Below are 15,640 nucleotides of genomic sequence, written 5' to 3' on the forward strand. Positions count from 1 at the left end.
GCTTGGCGCCCGGTCTCTCCCCCCTCGAGACCGGGCGCCTTTCGTTTCAGCCTCCCGTCATTTCAGGTTGCCATCATTCGCGAACCCTCGCGGCACACCTTCCCCCTGTCAAAGACAGGCCCGGATCGCTAAATACGGTGCATGCATTTCCAGGACGAAGACGAGGGCGCGGATATCCCGCGCCTGCTCGAAGAAATTCCGCTGCTCTACAAGGCCCGGGCCTTTGCCGAGAGCCTCAACGCCAATACCTGGTTCTCCCGTCTGGGCGAGCCGCTGGACGCGCGCGAGCATGATCTGGCGCGAACCTATCTGGACGGGCTGGGTTTTCCCGAAGCCGAACCGGCCCTCTTGTCGGACTGGGACGAGGCCGCCGGCGCCGCCGAATCCCAGGACCGCGACCCCATGGGCTGGGAAGCCGAGGAGATGCTGCGCACCGGCCTGGTTTCCCGCGTCCTCGAACGGCTGGACGAGGAAGCGGTGCATGCCGCCCTCACCCTGGTGGCCCAGAAGACCGGCGATACGGCCCGCGATGCGGTCGAAGAGGCCGCGGCACTGGCGGATGTCGAGGATATCGGACTGGTGCATGCGGCGGCCGGCGCCCTGGCCCAGGCGGCCAATGGCGCCGTTCTGGTGGTGCTCGCCGAGGCCGAGGACGATCAGCCACCCCACCCCTTCCTGGCACGCTGGCGCCTGTTCGCCCGCGGCCGCTGGCCGGTCGGCCTGGCCGGCGCCACCTACAATATTCTCTGACCGCCGCCCGGCCGATCGCCCGCACAAGGACTGCCCATGACCGCCTTTACGCTCGCCAGCTGGAACATCAACTCCGTGCGCCTGCGCGCGCCGCTCGTTGCCGACTGGGTCCGCCAGGCCGATCCCGACGTGCTGTGCCTGCAGGAGATCAAGTGCCTGAACGAACAATTCCCGGAAGAGGCGTTCCGCGAAATGGGTTTCCGGCATTTCCACGTGCGCGGCCAGAAAGGCATGCATGGCGTGGCGATCGCTTCGAAATTCCCGCTGGAGGATCTTGGCGATGAAGACCTGTGCCCAAAGGCCGAGGCGCGCCACCAGCGGGTGATGGTGGAAGGCATCGAGCTGCACAATTTCTACATTCCCGCCGGTGGCGACGAGCCGGACCCGGCGATCAATCCGCGCTTTGCCCACAAGCTGGGCTTTCTGGACCGGATCGAAGCCTATTTCACGGCGCGCGCGGCCGAGAATCCGCCCCTCGTCCTGGTCGGTGATTTCAACATCGCGCCCTATGAGCACGATGTCTGGTCGCACAAGCAATTGCTGAAAGTTGTCTCCCACACGCCGGTCGAGACCGAAGCCCTGGAGCGCATCCGCCAGGCCGGCGATTTCGCCGATGTGGCGCGCGAGCTGATCCCGATGGAGGAGAAGGTCTATTCCTGGTGGAGCTATCGTGCGCGGGACTGGCGCAAGGCCAATCGCGGCCGCCGTCTGGACCATATCTGGGCCGCCCCCGCCGTGCGCGAGCGGGCGCTGGCCGGCGGCCGTGAGGCCTTCCGGATCTGGGAAGATGTGCGCGGCTGGGAGAAGCCCTCAGATCACGCCCCGGTGGTGCTGCGGATCGGCGGCTGAACCGGAGTTCATCGCAAACGGTTGAAATCGGCCCGTTTCCCGGGGGAGAGGGATTGAGGGAGCTGGGTGAGACACCGTCCTTCGCGTTTCTAGGCAGACACCAGGATTTCCCCCTCATCCGCCCTTCGGGCACCTTCTCCCAAGGGAGAAGGAAGACGATGTCTACTCCATTTCGTTTTACCCCTGCAGCCTGTAACCACCGCTTTCGGTGACCAGAAGCCGGGCATGGGCCGGATCGGGCTCGATCTTCTGGCGCAGCCGGTAGACATGGGTTTCCAGCGTGTGGGTGGTGACGGCGGGATTATAGCCCCAGACCTCGTGCAGCAACTCGTCGCGCGGCACCGGCTTGCCGCCCGCGCGGTAGAGGTATTTGAGGATATTGGTCTCTTTTTCCGTCAGCCGGATCTTCTTCTCGTCGGCCGTCAGCAAGAGCTTCATCGCCGGCCGGAATTCGTAGGGCCCGATGCGGAAGACCGCGTCCTCGCTCTGCTCGTGGCTGCGCAGATGGGCGCGCACACGGGCCAGCAGGACGGAGAATTTGAACGGCTTGGTGACATAGTCATTGGCGCCGGATTCCAGACCGAGGATCTGGTCGGCATCGGTATCCTGGGCGGTCAGCATGACCACCGGTGCGGACACACCATTCTTGCGCATCAGCCGGCAGGCCTCGCGCCCGTCCATGTCCGGCAGTTCGACATCCAGCAGCACCAGATCGGCGCGTTCCGCCTTGGCCGTGGCCATGCCTTCGCTGGCCGTGCCGGCGCTGAGCGTGCGGAATTCCTCGTGAAGCGCGAATTGCTCGACCAGCGCCTCGCGCAGATCCTCGTCATCGTCCACGATCAGAATCGTTTTCTGTGCGCTCATGATGCGATCATGCCCTTTTCCGGCCGCAAGGCAAATTCTGCCCACCGGCAGGATGTGCCCGGCAATATTTGCTTAAGCATAGTGAAATGTCCCGTATTTCCATCACGAATTCTGGTACCGAAATTGCTTGTTTCTTCGTGAGTCCGCAGGCCGGACACCCATCCGTGGTGGGGGAGGCGAAGCGGATGCCTGTGCCATTTCCGGCACAAGAGCGTCCCTCGCCGACCACCTCTCTTTTTCATCTAAGCTGGCATCATGGATTGGCAAGTCTCACGAACCGGGCAGATCGACCTCGGCGGCCGCACCGTACGCGCAGCCTTGGGAAAAGGCGGCATCACGGAGGCGTCAGACAAGCGTGAGGGCGATGGCGCCACGCCGCTGGGCCGCTATGCGCTGCGCCGTGTGATGTACCGGGCCGACCGGGTCACGGCGCCTGACACGGCCTTGCCGGTGCGGGCGTTACGCCCCGATGATGGCTGGTGCGACGCGCCGGAAGACCCCGCCTATAACCGCCCGGTCCGCAAGCCCTATCCCGCCTCGCATGAGGATCTATGGCGCGAGGACGGGCTGTACGACATCATTCTCGTGCTTGGCCATAATGACGATCCGCCCGTGCCCGGTGCGGGATCGGCGATCTTCCTGCACTGCAAGCGCGGCGATTACGAACCCACGCTGGGCTGTGTCGCGCTTGATCCCGACGATGTGCGGGCCCTGCTGGCGCAGGCGAAGCCGGGCGACACGCTGACGATCAGCTAAACTTGCCGATCTCCGAAGAAGGCTGTGCCGACGCGGACCGATGTCGCGCCCAGCGCGACGGCCGTCTCGAAATCGCCGCTCATGCCCATGGACAGCTTCTCGACCCCGTTCTCGCTGGCGAGCGTGTCTAGCAGGGCAAAGTGGAGACCGGCCGGCTCCTCGACCGGCGGAATACACATCAGACCCTCGATCTCGAAGCCGTAGTCCTGCCGCATGCGCGCCAGGAAGTCCGGCAGCTCGGCCGGGGCGACACCCGCCTTCTGGGCCTCCTCGCCGGTATTGACCTGTACATAGAGCCGCGGCGTGCGGCCCTGCGCGTCCATCGCCTTGCGCAGCGCCGCCGCCAGCTTGTCGCGGTCGAGCGTCTCGATCACATCGAACAGGGCAACAGCGTCACCGGCCTTGTTGGATTGCAGCGGTCCGATCAGGCGCAGTTCGAGATCGGGATAGTCGGCGCGGCGGGTAGACCAGTGGGCCTGGGCCTCCTGCACACGGTTTTCGCCGAACACGCGCTGGCCCGCCGCGAGCGCGGCATCCAGCCGCTCTTCGCTCTGGCGTTTCGAGACGGCCACCAGGGTGATATCACCCGGGCTTCGTCCTGCCGCACCCGCCGCGGTGGCGATCGTGTCAAGAAGGGCCTCACGGTTTGCGGAGATTGCGGATTTGTCGCTCATAATGCCGCCATATGACGCCCCGGCGAGCTTGGCAAGACACGCGCTTGCCGTGCAGGGCGCACGCGGGACCGGTCTGCCGGCGCTGCTGGCACTGACCGATCCGGCCCGCACGCCGGATCCGGAGGCCTTTGCCGCTGCCGTCCCCGTCGGCAGCGCCGTGATCTACCGGCATTTCGGCGAGCCGGACCGTTTGGAGACGGCCACACGGCTGGCCGCGATCTGCCGTGCGCGGGGCAATTGGCTGCTGGTTTCAGGAGATCGGGACCTGGCCCGGCAAGCCGGGGCCGATGGCGTGCACTGGCCGGAACGGCAGATCGCCGAAGCCGCCGCCTGCCGTGCGCGGGGCGATGCGGGCCTCTTCACAGCCGCCGCCCATTCCTGGCGGGCGCTGGCCCGGGCGCGCCATGCCGGTGTCGATGCAGCCCTGCTGTCGGCGGTTTTCCCCAGCCAAAGCCCCAGCGCCGGGCGGCCTTCAGGGATCTGGACCGCAGCCGCGATGGCGCGGTCAACCGATCTGCCGGTCTATGCGCTTGGCGGCGTCAATGAGCGCACGGCAAAACGGCTGACAGGTCTCGGGTTTTCAGGAATTGCGTGTGTCGGCGCGATCAGAAACGCAGGGCCGACTCGAACTTGATTTCCGGCTCGCGGCGATCCTGGCGGTTCTCGCGAAGCGTGAAATACTCGCTGTCCGGCGCGGCAAAGCGGACCTGGCCGCCCAGGCGGAAGCGTTCGCCGAGATTGACGAAGGCACCGGCGCTGACATCTTCGGTTTCGAAGCGCGTATCGGAATGGTCTTCCACGCCCAGCGTGATCCCCCAGCGGCCGCCGGCGGATTCCCAGTCGAACGTATCGGGTTCTTCCAGGCCCGGATGAGCCGCTTCATTCATGGACAGGGTGAAGGCTTCATACCATGGCGTTTCCGCCTCGGACGTGGCCGGTGCCGGCGCGGCAAGCGCAGCAGCGGTATCGTCCTGGGCGAACGCCGCAGGCGCACACAGGCACAGGGCCGCAGCCGTCACGACCGCAGGCGCCGTCTTGCCAATGATATCAAACGGATAGCTCCGCCCGCTCATCGCACTCTCCCTCACACCAGACGGTTTTACCGTATCGCACCCATCCGTCCCAAGAAGATTCTACGGCGGTTACAACAGTTTCACGCCGCCTGTGGCGGATTTGTCAAAACTGCCAGCCGAGCTCGAAAAACCCGACGGTGTCCTCGTCCCGGACGCGGGTCCGGCCGGCCGGTGTCAGCACCGGATCCCGGCGCCTTGCGCTGCGCAGCCCGACGCCCGCAAGCCAGTGCTCGCCGATGAGACGCGATCCGCCTGCCTGCCAGCTGGTCCCGTCGACGTGAACGGCATCGTCGGAAAAGCCTGCATATTCAAGCGTAAACAGCCAGGGACCGGCTTCATACCCGGCTGAAGCCGACCAGGCCTGATAACCCTGATCGCCGGCCAGCCCGTTATCACTGACCAGAGTGCGCAGCCCCGCCGACCAGTCGCCATGGCGCCAGGATAGGCCCGCATCCCAGGCGAGAAGGCGCTCGAAACCCGGCCGGCCCGTCGCATCAGCGCCGCTGGCGACACCGAAAGAGGCCTCGACCTGGTGATTGCCGCGGCGGATGGCATAAATGAGACCCACCTCGGCCATGTCGTCGAAGACGGGGCTGACCAGGCCGGCCGGTCCGTATTCGCGATGGCAGACATCGACGCCACAATCGCGCTCGGCGGGTGTGAAGGACGCCGAAGCCCGCAAGGTGCCGATCGTGCTTTCCTGTCCGAGGGCAACGGAGCGGAACAGGATTTTCGGCGACCAGCCCGAGGCTAGATTGTCCGTGCGCGCACCCGACAGACGATCTGTCGCGACCCGGCCGCCATCGGCGCGGCTGAGGCGAAAAGCGGCCGGACCGCCGGCCGTGTCCAGCTGGGCAGCGCCGGGCCCGTAGCCGAGACGCAGCTCGCCCCAGCCCGTATCATAATAGAGATAGGCCTCTTCCAGCGCCGTGCGGGTGGCGCCGCCGAACGCTGCGCCGCTGCTGCGATAGCCGCTCGCCGGGCTCACCCCCGTGGCACAATCGCCGCGCCCGGCCGGACAATTACCCGCAAGCCCGCCCCATCCGCGGCGGCCGCTATCCCGCTCGATCCGCCCGCCAAGGACCAGGCCATAGCGACGGCCGGCATCGGTGAAGCCTTCGACGGTCAGGGCTGTATCGATGTCGAAAAGCGGCGTGTCAGCGCCATCACCGGACGCAAGGACCGTGCCGGCATCAAGCTCGAACCGCGTCTCGAACGCCGCACCGAAGCCACTGTTTTCACTGGAAAACATACCGGAAGACGAGCCCGTTTGAGGGGATGCCGGCGGGGCCGCAAGCGCTCCGGACAGAGCGGCGATCAAGGTCGCGCTGAGTGTCCGTACCATGTCTCGCGGTCCCGCCGATCGGCCCCGTCCCCCCGGACGTCGCGCATCTAAAGGAGGTCAGCACGCCCGTCCGGTCAAGCACCCCGGACGGCTTGCGGAAAACTTGGCGCGGAGTTGTTGCGATACTGCCACGCTCGCAACGGGTGCCTTTCGGCGCTGGCGTGTCCCGTTTCGCATGTTATACAAATCGCCAAAGCAAAGAGCGCGTCCGCGTTCACGGTTCCCCGCGTGTTACCGCTGTCTGTTTCGAAGGAGTCTCGGCTTATGTCCGACCGTCGGATTCTTGGAGTAGCTCTCTCCTCCGCCATTCTTGCCCTGTCGGCCTGTGCCTCGAACAATGCGGCCGAGCAATCCGCCGCGTCGGAGAGCCGTTCGGGCCTGCGTCTGCCGTCCCTGCCCAACCCGCTGGGTGGCAGCAGTCGCCCGGTCGAGGTCGAGGGTATCGGCGTCAACGGTTTCCTGTGGCGCGCCAGCCTGGACACGATCTCCTTCATGCCACTGTCGGAAGTCGATCCGTTCGGCGGCGTCATCATCACGGACTGGTATGCCAATCCGCAGATGCCGACCGAGCGCTTCAAGCTGACGGTCTACATTCTCGATACGCGCCTTCGCGCCGACGCGCTGGCCGTCAATGTCTTCCGCCAGGTCCGCAATGACCAGGGCGAGTGGACCGACGCGCAGTCCGGCGACGACACCGCCTACGAGATCGAGAATGCGATCCTGACCCGGGCCCGACAGCTGCGTATCTCCCAGCTGGAAGGCTAGTGACGCCGCAAGGCCTCGCAGCGAGCATGACCATGAGCCGATACAATCCCCGCGAGGCCGAACCGAAATGGCAATCGGCCTGGGCGGAGCGTGATGCCTTCCGTGCGGACGGACCCAAGTCCGGAAAACCGAAATACTACGTCCTGGAGATGTTCCCCTATCCGTCAGGGCGCATCCATGTCGGCCACTCCCGGAATTACACGATGGGCGACGTCGTGGCCCGCTACAAGCGGGCGCGCGGCTTCGATGTGCTGCATCCGATGGGCTGGGACGCCTTCGGCCTGCCGGCAGAGAACGCCGCCCGTGACCGCGGTGTGCACCCGGGCAAGTGGACCTATGGCAATATCGACGTGATGCGCAAACAGCTCCAGCGTCTGGGCCTGGCCCTGGACTGGAGCCGCGAAATCGCGACCTGTGACCCGGCCTATTATCGCCACCAGCAGGCAATTTTCCTGAAATTGTGGGACAAGGGCCTCGCCTATCGCAAAACGGCGAAGGTCAACTGGGACCCGGTCGACCAGACGGTTCTGGCCAATGAACAGGTAATCGACGGCAAGGGCTGGCGCTCCGGCGCCGAGGTCGAGCAGCGCGAGCTGGACCAGTGGTTCTTCAAGATCACCCAGTATGCCGATGTGCTGACCGATGCCATCGAAGATCTCGACCGCTGGCCGGACAAGGTCCGCACCATGCAGTCGAACTGGATCGGCCGGTCGCGTGGCGCCGAAGTGTGTTTCCCGCTGACCGACACCCGTTTCGGCGAGACGATCGACGTTTTCACCACCCGCCCGGACACGCTGTTCGGGGCCAGCTTCCTGGCCCTGGCGCCCGATCATCCGATCGTGAAGGCGCTGGCCAAGGACAATCCGGACATTGAGGCCTTCTGCCAGGATTGCGCCCGCATGGGCACGACGGAGGAAGAGATCGAGAAAGCCCCCAAGAAGGGCATCGATCTGGGCATCAAGGTCCGCCACCCGTTCGACGACAGTTGGGAAATCCCGGTCTGGTCGGCGAATTTCGTGCTGTCTGGCTATGGTACGGGCGCCATTTTCGGCTCGCCTGCCGGCGACCAGCGCGACCTAGACTTCGCCCGCAAATACGATCTGCCGGTCAATCCGGTGGTGCTGCCGCCCAACACCGATGCCGCAACGCACGCGATCGAGGACGAAGCCTTCACCGGCCACGGCACGATCTATAATTCGCGCTTCCTGGACGGTCTGGAAACGCCGGACGCAATCGAACGCGCCATCGAGGAACTGGAAAAGCTCGGCCTCGGCAAGGGCGCGACCAGCTATCGCCTGCGCGACTGGCTGGTCTCGCGCCAGCGCTATTGGGGCTGTCCGATCCCGATCGTGCATTGCACCGATTGCGGCGCTGTGCCGGTACCGGAAGACCAGCTGCCCGTGGTCCTGCCCGAGGATGTGACGTTTGACCAGCCGTCCAATCCGCTGGAACGCCATCCGACCTGGAAAAATACGGACTGTCCGAAATGCGGCAAGCCGGCGCGCCGGGAGACCGACACGCTGGACACCTTCGTGTGCTCGTCCTGGTATTTCCTGCGCTTCACCTCGCCCTGGACCGAGGACGCGCCTTTCGCGCCCGCAGAGGCCGAGCACTGGATGCCGGTCGACCAGTATGTCGGCGGTATCGAGCACGCCATCCTGCACCTGCTCTATGCCCGCTTCTTCACGCGCGCGCTCAATGATTGCGGCCTGATGAAGCTGGAGGGCGGCGAGCCCTTCGCCGGCCTGTTCACCCAGGGCATGGTGACGCACGAGACCTACAAGTCGGCCGATGGCAAATGGCTCGGTCCCGACGAGATCGAGGAACGCGACGGCGCTCAGATCGAGATCGCCACCGGCAAGCCGGTGACCGTCGGCGCGATCGAGAAAATGTCCAAGTCGAAGAAGAATGTCGTCGACCTGGATGCGTTCATCGAGAGCTATGGCGCCGATGCGGCGCGCTGGTTCGTCCTGTCGGACAGCCCGCCCGAGCGCGATGTGGAATACACTGACAGCGGCGTGGAGGGCGTCTGGCGCTTTATCCAGCGTCTGTGGACGACGGTCACCTCCCTGCCCGAAGGCGCCCCGGGGCCCGCAGCGATTGCGGCTGACGCCACAGGGGACGCGCTGGAGATCCGCAAGATTGCGCACAAGGCGCTGAAATCCGTTACGGATTCCATCGAGGGCTTCCGCTTCAACTCGGCCGTTGCCCAGGTTCACGACCTGGTCAATGCGCTGCGCAAATTTGAACCGTCCGACCCATCCGGCGTTGCCGCGAAAGCGGAGGGCCTGGGTATTCTCGTGCGCATGATCGCCCCCTTCGTCCCGCACCTGGCCGAAGAATGCTGGGCGATGCTGGGCGGTGAAGGCCTGGTGATCGACGCGGCCTGGCCGGAAGCCGATCCGGCGCTGCTGGTCGAGGACACGGTGACACTGCCGATTCAGGTCAATGGCAAGCGCCGGGCCCAGATCGATGTGGCCAAGGGTACGCCGGAAGATGTGGTAAAGGAACTTGCCCTGTCGCATGACGGGGTGGTGCGCGCCACCGAAGGGCTTACAGTGCGCAAGGTGATCGTGGTACCGGACCGGATCGTCAATATCGTCGTGGGGTAGGAAAACCATGCGTACCAGCCGTCGAGTGATACTGGGCTCTCTGGCAGCCTCCTTCACGCTGGCGCTGAGCGCTTGCGGTTTCTCCCCGATGTACGGATCGAGCGCTGTCGGCAACACGCTTTCCCAGATCCGCGTCGAGACGGGCGATGAACGGGTCGACTTCCTGCTTCAGGAAGCTCTGGTCGACCAGATGGGCTCGCGCTACGCCGATGGCGATCTGACACTGCGGACCGAGACCGACCTGGGTGCGACAGGGCTGGGCGTGGGTGCCGATGCTATTGTCCGGCGTTTTTCCATCCGGCTTGAAGTCGACTATGCACTCTATCGAGACGGAGAGGTCGACCCGGTTCTCGTAGGCACGACCTATGGCGAGGCGTCCTACAATCTTTCAAGTTCTGTCTACGCCTCCATGATCTCCGAACAGGATGCCCAGGCGCGTGCCGCGCGGATGGCCGCTCAGCGCGTCTCCATGCAGCTTGTGCGCGCGCTGGACGAGATCCAGACGCAGGGGCCTGCGACGCGATGAAGGTATCGGCCCGCGACGCCGATGCGCGCGTCCGGACCCCGGATCCGGCCATCAAGGCCTATCTGATCTACGGGCCGGATCGCGGGCTCGCTCACGAGCGCGCCGGCACACTGGTCAAGTCGATCCTGTCCGATCCGGATGATCCTTTTGCGCTGACTCTCCTTACCGAGGAAGACCTCAAATCCGACCCGGCCGCGCTGGCGGATGCGATGGTCGCGATGTCGCTGACCGGCGGTCAGCGTCTGGTCCGGGTCCGGCTCAGCGGCGAGACCGGCGGCGGGCCGGTTGCGGACGTGGTTTCCGAGATTGAGAGCGGCTCTCTCGCGCCACAAACCGTGCTGGTGGTCGAGTCCGGAGACCTAACGCCGCGTGGGAAGCTTCGAAAAACCTTCGAACCGGCAAAAAAGGCTTTATCTATAGCGTGTTATGCCGATGATGCGCGATCACTCGGAAACCTCGCTGAAGACCTACTTAAGGCTGAAGAGCTCTCACTTGCTTCTGATGCGCGCATGGTCTGGCTGCCGCGGCTCGAGGGCGATCGCGCACTCGCCCGGGGCGAGATCGACAAGCTGATTCTCTACAAGGGTCTCCGCGGCCAGCGCGCCCAGGGCGAGGACATCGTGACGCTCGAGGATGTCGAGGCAATCGCTGCCGACCAAGGCGAAGCCCAGTTGGACGCCGTCATCGAGCCCGCACTGCTCGGCCGGCTTGCGGAGGCGGACAAGGCCTATGTCCGGTCCGTCAGTGCAGGTGGCAGCCCGGTCGCGATCCTGCGCGCTCTGCAGCGACGGCTCGACCAGATCGGCGTCGTGCAGAGCTCCGGTGGCGATGATGCCGCCCTGGCGCGTTCAGGTGCGCCGCGCTTCGGCCCGCAGGCCAATGCCTTCAAGCGTCAGGTCGGCCTGTGGCGCGGCCGGCGGCTGGAGCATGCACGGCAGCTTGCCTTCCAGGCCGAGCGGGATGTCAAACGGTCGGGAAGCCCGGTCGAGGCCCTGGTCAGCGAACTTCTGATCCGTCTGGCGCGCGGCGCCGCACAGGCGAGCCGGTAGAGCAATTTCATCGCCATTGAAGTCGATGCAATTGCTCCAGCTTTTTAGTGGTCGCATTTTCGAACCGCAAAACCGGTTCCCACTTTTGCTGAAAATGCTCCAGCTACCCTTCCTTGAGGGGCTCAGGCGGTGCGGTTTCCGGACAGCCGGCGGCAGACATCATCGAGCTGTTCGAGCGTCTTGTACTGCACCCGGATCTCGCCGCCCTTGCTGCCATGACGGATATCGACGGACAGGCCGAGACGGGCTGTGACGTCGGACTCCAGCGCCCGTGTGTCAGCATCCTTGTCACCAGGCTTGGACGCCTTGCCCGCCTTGCTGTCAGCGGCTTTTCCGGACTGGGCGTCGCGGGCCAGACGCTCGGTCTCGCGCACGGACAGGCCCTTTTCGACAATGGTGCGGACAAGCGCTTCCGGGTCGGGCGCGGTGGCGATCGCCCGGGCATGCCCCGTGCTGATTTCACCACTGGCAAGAGACGTCAGGACGGCCTCCGGCAGGGCCAGAAGGCGGACCATGTTGGCGACATGGCTGCGGCTTTTCGAGACGGCGCGCGCGACATCGTCCTGGGTGTGACCGAAGCGGTCGATCAGCTGGCGGTAGGCATGGGCCTCTTCCACCGGGTTGAGATCCGAGCGCTGGACATTCTCGACAATGCCGATTTCCAGCGTTTCCTTGTCGGTGAGCTCACGGACAAGTGCAGGAATATCGTGCAGGCGGGCCTTCTGGGCCGCGCGCCAGCGGCGTTCGCCGGCAACGATCTCATAGGCTTCGCCGTCGCCCTTGATCGGCCGCACGAGGATCGGCTGGACCACGCCCTTTTCGGCGATCGATTCCGACAGGGCTTCCAGCTCTGCCGCAGTGATCGTCTTGCGCGGCTGGTCCGGGTTCGGCCGGATCAGCTCGATCGGCAAAGTGCGCACACCATCGCGCGAGCGCGGCGCGGAAGCTGGTACTTCGGCACCTTCGGGCGCGGCATAGTCCTCGGTCTCGACCTCACCCAGCAAGGCGGAGAGACCCCGGCCCAGACGGCGGTTCTTGTCAGTGGATGTCATGCGGCTTCACCCTGCTCTTCCCGGCGGCGTTTGCGCTCTTGCTGGACGATTTCCTTGGCCAGGCTGATATAGGCCTGCGACCCCGTGCACTGCAGATCATAGAGCAGCACCGGCTTGCCTACGGAGGGGGCTTCAGAGACCCGCACATTGCGCGGGATCATCGTCTTGTAGACCTTGTCGCCGAAATGCTCGCGTACATCGGCGGCAACTTCAGCGGAGAGATTGTTGCGGCCGTCATACATGGTCAGCACGACGCCCTGGATCTCCAGTTTGGTGTTGAGATGGCCGCGAACACGCTCGACCGTGCGCAGGAGCTGGGACAGGCCCTCAAGGGCAAAGAATTCGCACTGCAGCGGCACCAGGATGGCGTCGGCGGCGGTGAGCGAATTCACCGTCAGCACGTTCAGCGAAGGCGGACAGTCGATCAGGATATAGTCCAGCCCGTCCTCATCCTGCGACAGGGCAGCAATGCTCTGGTCGACGGCGCGCTTGAGCCGGTAGGAGCGGCGTTGATCGTCGGCCAGTTCCAGCTCGACCCCGGACAGGAGCTGGTCGGACGGCACGATGGACAGGCCCGGCACGACGGTCGGCACGAGGGCCGACTTCAGCGGGTCGCCGCCCACCAGCACGTCATAAGATGTCAGTGCACGCTTGCTCGGCGGCACGCCCAGCCCCGTGGACGCATTGCCCTGGGGGTCCAGATCGATGATCGCGACCTTCTGGCGGATCGCCGCCAGGGCGGTGCCCAGATTGATGGCGGTGGTGGTCTTGCCCACGCCGCCCTTCTGATTGGCGATGGCGATGACGCGGGGCGCTCTGCGGCGCTCGTTCTTATCGGACACGCTCGACCTCTTTGATGCGCAGGATCACACCGTCGCTCGTCTGACTGGGTATGACTTCAGGATCGACTGTCCAGCTTTTACGGGCTTCGGTCAATTCATCCCGGTACTGGCGACCCTTGAAGAAGAGGCCTTCAGCCCCGTTTTTCAACAGGGGCGCGGTATAGCCCAATAATTTATTCAACGGCGCGAAGGCCCGTGCGGTGACGAGATCGAAACCTTCGCCCGGATCGATCGTCTCCACCCGCTCCGAGCGCGCCTCGGCGTCGAGGCCCAGCTCGCCGATCACCTTGCGCAGGAAAGCGACCTTTTTGCCCACGGAGTCGACCATGACGACACGGGCCGCCTGGCCCCGATCCCGGAAACCCAGTGCCAGGGCGATGCCCGGAAAGCCGGCACCAGCACCCAGATCGGCGACGAGACGCGTTTCACGTGAAACAAGCGGCATCAGCTGGAAGCTGTCCAGGGCATGACGCTCCCAAAAATGATCGAGCGAACTGCGCGCCACGAGATTGGTGTGAGCGCTCGTCTCGACGAGGATCTGCCGCCAGCGGTCGAAACCGTCGAGCGTTTCACGTGAAACACCCGTACGGGCCTGGAAGTCGTCGCGTGTCACCTAGCTGGCCTCTTTGCTGAGCCGCTTCACATGCGCCAGAACCGCCGTCAGGGCGCCCGGCGTGACGCCCTCGATGCGGGAGGCCTGGCCCAGCGTCTCGGGACGCGCGCGCTCCAGCTTCTCGCGGGCCTCGTTCGAGAGGCCGCCGACGGCGCGATAATCCAGATCACGGGGAAGCCGCACCGCCTCATCCCGGCGAAACGCAAGAATGTCGGCCTGCTGGCGATCAATATAGCCGGCATAAAGCGCGTCGATCTCGATCTGCTCGACAATGTCCGGCGCTACATCGGTCAGCGCGGGCCAGATCGGCGCGAGATCGCTCCAGGCAATATCCGGATAGGCGAGCAGCTCGCTCGCCATGCGGCGCTTGCCGTCCGCGTTGACAGAGAGACCGTGCGCCTTGGCCTCGTTCGGTGTCAGGGTCAGCCCCTGTACCTGGCCGCGCGTCGCCTCGAGCGCCGCCATCTTGCCGGTGAAGCGTGTTTCACGTGAAACAGACGCCGCCCCCAGCGCGATCGCTTTCGGCGTGAGACGCTGATCGGCGTTGTCGGCGCGCAGGGTGAGCCGGTATTCGGCGCGCGAGGTGAACATGCGATAGGGCTCGCTGACCCCGCGCGTGATCAGATCGTCGATCATCACACCGATATAAGCATCCGACCGGCTGAGCACGAAAGGCTCGCGCGCCTGGGCGGACAGCGCCGCATTGAAGCCGGCCATCACGCCCTGGGCGGCCGCCTCTTCATACCCTGTCGTGCCATTGATCTGACCCGCCAGCCAAAGCCCCGCCACGGCGCGCACCTGAAGTGTCGCGTCGAGCTCGCGCGGATCGACATAGTCGTATTCGATGGCATAGCCATAGCGCTTGACCTTGACCTGTTCGAGACCCGGCAGGGTCTTCAGGAAGGCGTCCTGGACATGGTCGGGCAGCGAGGTGGAGATGCCATTGGGATAGACGGTGTCATCCTCCAGCCCCTCCGGTTCCAGGAAAACCTGGTGGCTGGTCCGGTCGGCGAAGCGCACCACCTTGTCCTCGATGGACGGGCAATAGCGTGGCCCGCGCCCGGCAATCGCGCCGGAATAGACGGCCGAGTGTTCGAGATTGGCAGCGATGATGGCGTGCGTTGCTTCCGTGGTGCGGGAGATGGCGCAGGTGATCTGCGGCACCTCGATCCGGTCGGTCAGGAAAGAGAAAGGCACCGGCGTCTCGTCGGCCGCCTGTTGTTCCAGTGTGTCCCAGTCGATCGACGATTTCTTCAGCCGCGCCGGCGTCCCGGTCTTGAGACGACCCATTTGCAGCTTGAGCCCGTAGAGCGTCTCGCCCAGACCGACCGACGGCGCCTCCCCGGCGCGGCCGGCCGGGATGCGTTCCGCACCGCGATGGATCATGCCGCGCAGAAAAGTCCCCGTCGTGAGCACGACCGACGCGGCGGCATATTCATTACCCTGCGCATCCACCACCCCGACACAACGGCCCCCATCGATGATCAGGTCTTCGACAGCCGCGGCCCGGATCTCCAGATTGTCCGTCACGCCCAGAGCCGATTGCATCGCGGCCTTGTAGAGCGCCCGGTCGGACTGCGTCCGCGGACCGCGCACGGCGGGACCCTTGGAGCGATTGAGCAGACGGAACTGGATCCCAGACGCGTCCGCCACGCGGCCCATAACCCCGTCCAGCGCGTCGACTTCGCGCACCAGATGGCCCTTGCCCAGTCCGCCAATGGCCGGATTGCAGGACATCTCGCCAATCGTGTCGAGACGATGGGTCAGCAACAGGGTCGACGCGCCCAGACGTGCGGCTGCGGACGCGGCTTCACAGCCGGCGTGCCCGCCCCCGATGACGATGACATCCCATTGCTTCATGACCGGATCG

16 protein-coding genes are annotated in these 15,640 nt (G+C 65.1%); 8 read left to right on the plus strand and 8 right to left on the minus strand.

The genetic code is table 11. From position 1 onward, the window contains the following. Window positions 1-141 precede the first annotated feature (141 nt). Together ACXAJV_RS00740 and xth are read left to right on the plus strand one after the other, a co-directional pair. The gene (locus ACXAJV_RS00740) at window positions 142-750 is read left to right on the plus strand and encodes a hypothetical protein (RefSeq protein WP_475080793.1); all 609 of its coding nucleotides are present in this window, start codon (window positions 142-144) and stop codon (window positions 748-750) included. A gap of 36 nt (window positions 751-786) precedes the next feature. Then, window positions 787-1,599 carry an exodeoxyribonuclease III gene (xth, locus tag ACXAJV_RS00745; RefSeq protein WP_475080795.1) on the plus strand — a complete coding sequence of 271 codons (813 nt, stop codon included), beginning with the start codon at window positions 787-789 and terminating at the stop codon, window positions 1,597-1,599. 177 nt (window positions 1,600-1,776) lie between these two features. On the opposite strand, the gene ACXAJV_RS00750 is transcribed toward xth, so the two are convergent. Beyond that, on the minus strand, window positions 1,777-2,463 hold the full coding sequence (locus ACXAJV_RS00750; protein ID WP_348509475.1) for a response regulator transcription factor: 687 nt from the start codon (window positions 2,461-2,463) through the stop codon (window positions 1,777-1,779). Window positions 2,464-2,718: 255 nt separating this feature from the next. Between ACXAJV_RS00750 and ACXAJV_RS00755 the strand changes: the two genes are divergently transcribed. Next, window positions 2,719-3,219 (plus strand): L,D-transpeptidase family protein, encoded by a 501-nt coding sequence (locus ACXAJV_RS00755; protein WP_475080799.1) that lies wholly within the window; start codon window positions 2,719-2,721, stop codon window positions 3,217-3,219. Here the strand turns inward: ACXAJV_RS00755 and ACXAJV_RS00760 are convergent. Next, on the minus strand, window positions 3,216-3,893 hold the full coding sequence (locus tag ACXAJV_RS00760; protein ID WP_475080801.1) for a YggS family pyridoxal phosphate-dependent enzyme: 678 nt from the start codon (window positions 3,891-3,893) through the stop codon (window positions 3,216-3,218). The genes ACXAJV_RS00755 and ACXAJV_RS00760 overlap by 4 nt on opposite strands. Before the next feature lie 49 nt (window positions 3,894-3,942). Here ACXAJV_RS00760 and ACXAJV_RS00765 point away from each other — a divergent pair, with 49 nt between their 5' ends. Continuing rightward, entirely contained in the window at window positions 3,943-4,527 is a 585-nt protein-coding gene (locus ACXAJV_RS00765; RefSeq protein WP_475080803.1) for a thiamine phosphate synthase, read from the plus strand. Here ACXAJV_RS00765 and ACXAJV_RS00770 read toward each other — a convergent pair. Continuing rightward, window positions 4,499-4,966, minus strand: a complete 468-nt coding sequence (locus tag ACXAJV_RS00770) for an NtrZ family periplasmic regulatory protein (RefSeq protein WP_291882012.1) — start codon at window positions 4,964-4,966, stop codon at window positions 4,499-4,501. The genes ACXAJV_RS00765 and ACXAJV_RS00770 overlap by 29 nt on opposite strands. Window positions 4,967-5,069: 103 nt before the next feature. After that, window positions 5,070-6,218, minus strand: coding sequence for a porin (locus ACXAJV_RS00775; protein ID WP_475080806.1), 1,149 nt, complete (start codon window positions 6,216-6,218; stop codon window positions 5,070-5,072). 357 nt (window positions 6,219-6,575) lie between these two features. Between ACXAJV_RS00775 and ACXAJV_RS00780 the strand changes: the two genes are divergently transcribed. Genes ACXAJV_RS00780 through holA form a run of 4 tightly spaced genes read left to right on the plus strand, consistent with a single transcriptional unit; the run spans window position 6,576 to window position 11,263 of the window. Beyond that, window positions 6,576-7,076 (plus strand): DUF3576 domain-containing protein, encoded by a 501-nt coding sequence (locus ACXAJV_RS00780; RefSeq protein ID WP_475080808.1) that lies wholly within the window; start codon window positions 6,576-6,578, stop codon window positions 7,074-7,076. Window positions 7,077-7,108: 32 nt separating this feature from the next. Further along, window positions 7,109-9,688, plus strand: coding sequence for a leucine--tRNA ligase (leuS, locus tag ACXAJV_RS00785; RefSeq protein WP_475080811.1), 2,580 nt, complete (start codon window positions 7,109-7,111; stop codon window positions 9,686-9,688). A gap of 7 nt (window positions 9,689-9,695) precedes the next feature. After that, window positions 9,696-10,214: an LPS assembly lipoprotein LptE gene (lptE, locus tag ACXAJV_RS00790; protein ID WP_475080813.1), complete on the plus strand. Its 519-nt coding sequence runs from the start codon at window positions 9,696-9,698 to the stop codon at window positions 10,212-10,214. Beyond that, on the plus strand, window positions 10,211-11,263 hold the full coding sequence (gene holA / locus ACXAJV_RS00795) for a DNA polymerase III subunit delta (protein WP_475080815.1): 1,053 nt from the start codon (window positions 10,211-10,213) through the stop codon (window positions 11,261-11,263). Before lptE ends, holA begins: the two co-directional genes overlap by 4 nt. Window positions 11,264-11,385: 122 nt before the next feature. Here the strand turns inward: holA and ACXAJV_RS00800 are convergent, their stop codons facing one another. Genes ACXAJV_RS00800 through mnmG form a run of 4 tightly spaced genes read right to left on the minus strand, consistent with a single transcriptional unit; the run spans window position 11,386 to window position 15,630 of the window. Continuing rightward, window positions 11,386-12,315, minus strand: coding sequence for a ParB/RepB/Spo0J family partition protein (locus ACXAJV_RS00800; RefSeq protein WP_475080817.1), 930 nt, complete (start codon window positions 12,313-12,315; stop codon window positions 11,386-11,388). After that, window positions 12,312-13,157, minus strand: coding sequence for a ParA family protein (locus ACXAJV_RS00805; RefSeq protein WP_475080820.1), 846 nt, complete (start codon window positions 13,155-13,157; stop codon window positions 12,312-12,314). Before ACXAJV_RS00805 ends, ACXAJV_RS00800 begins: the two co-directional genes overlap by 4 nt. Next, the gene (gene rsmG / locus ACXAJV_RS00810) at window positions 13,147-13,770 is read right to left on the minus strand and encodes a 16S rRNA (guanine(527)-N(7))-methyltransferase RsmG (protein WP_475080822.1); all 624 of its coding nucleotides are present in this window, start codon (window positions 13,768-13,770) and stop codon (window positions 13,147-13,149) included. The genes ACXAJV_RS00805 and rsmG overlap by 11 nt, the downstream gene beginning before the upstream one ends. Continuing rightward, window positions 13,771-15,630 (minus strand): tRNA uridine-5-carboxymethylaminomethyl(34) synthesis enzyme MnmG, encoded by a 1,860-nt coding sequence (mnmG, locus tag ACXAJV_RS00815; protein ID WP_475080824.1) that lies wholly within the window; start codon window positions 15,628-15,630, stop codon window positions 13,771-13,773. Window positions 15,631-15,640 lie beyond the last annotated feature (10 nt).

Source organism: Maricaulis sp. ABE4_448, from assembly GCF_056160825.1.

Coding starts and splice junctions, on each gene's coding strand:
- holA (WP_475080815.1), top strand. CDS start 10,211: ATGAAGGTATCGGCCCGCGACGCCGATGCGCGCGTCCGGACCCCGGAT.
- ACXAJV_RS00760 (WP_475080801.1), bottom strand. CDS start 3,893: ATGAGCGACAAATCCGCAATCTCCGCAAACCGTGAGGCCCTTCTTGAC.
- mnmG (WP_475080824.1), bottom strand. CDS start 15,630: ATGAAGCAATGGGATGTCATCGTCATCGGGGGCGGGCACGCCGGCTGT.
- ACXAJV_RS00755 (WP_475080799.1), top strand. CDS start 2,719: ATGGATTGGCAAGTCTCACGAACCGGGCAGATCGACCTCGGCGGCCGC.
- ACXAJV_RS00740 (WP_475080793.1), top strand. CDS start 142: ATGCATTTCCAGGACGAAGACGAGGGCGCGGATATCCCGCGCCTGCTC.
- ACXAJV_RS00780 (WP_475080808.1), top strand. CDS start 6,576: ATGTCCGACCGTCGGATTCTTGGAGTAGCTCTCTCCTCCGCCATTCTT.
- ACXAJV_RS00750 (WP_348509475.1), bottom strand. CDS start 2,463: ATGAGCGCACAGAAAACGATTCTGATCGTGGACGATGACGAGGATCTG.
- ACXAJV_RS00775 (WP_475080806.1), bottom strand. CDS start 6,218: ATGTTTTCCAGTGAAAACAGTGGCTTCGGTGCGGCGTTCGAGACGCGG.
- leuS (WP_475080811.1), top strand. CDS start 7,109: ATGAGCCGATACAATCCCCGCGAGGCCGAACCGAAATGGCAATCGGCC.
- ACXAJV_RS00800 (WP_475080817.1), bottom strand. CDS start 12,315: ATGACATCCACTGACAAGAACCGCCGTCTGGGCCGGGGTCTCTCCGCC.
- ACXAJV_RS00770 (WP_291882012.1), bottom strand. CDS start 4,966: ATGAGCGGGCGGAGCTATCCGTTTGATATCATTGGCAAGACGGCGCCT.
- lptE (WP_475080813.1), top strand. CDS start 9,696: ATGCGTACCAGCCGTCGAGTGATACTGGGCTCTCTGGCAGCCTCCTTC.
- xth (WP_475080795.1), top strand. CDS start 787: ATGACCGCCTTTACGCTCGCCAGCTGGAACATCAACTCCGTGCGCCTG.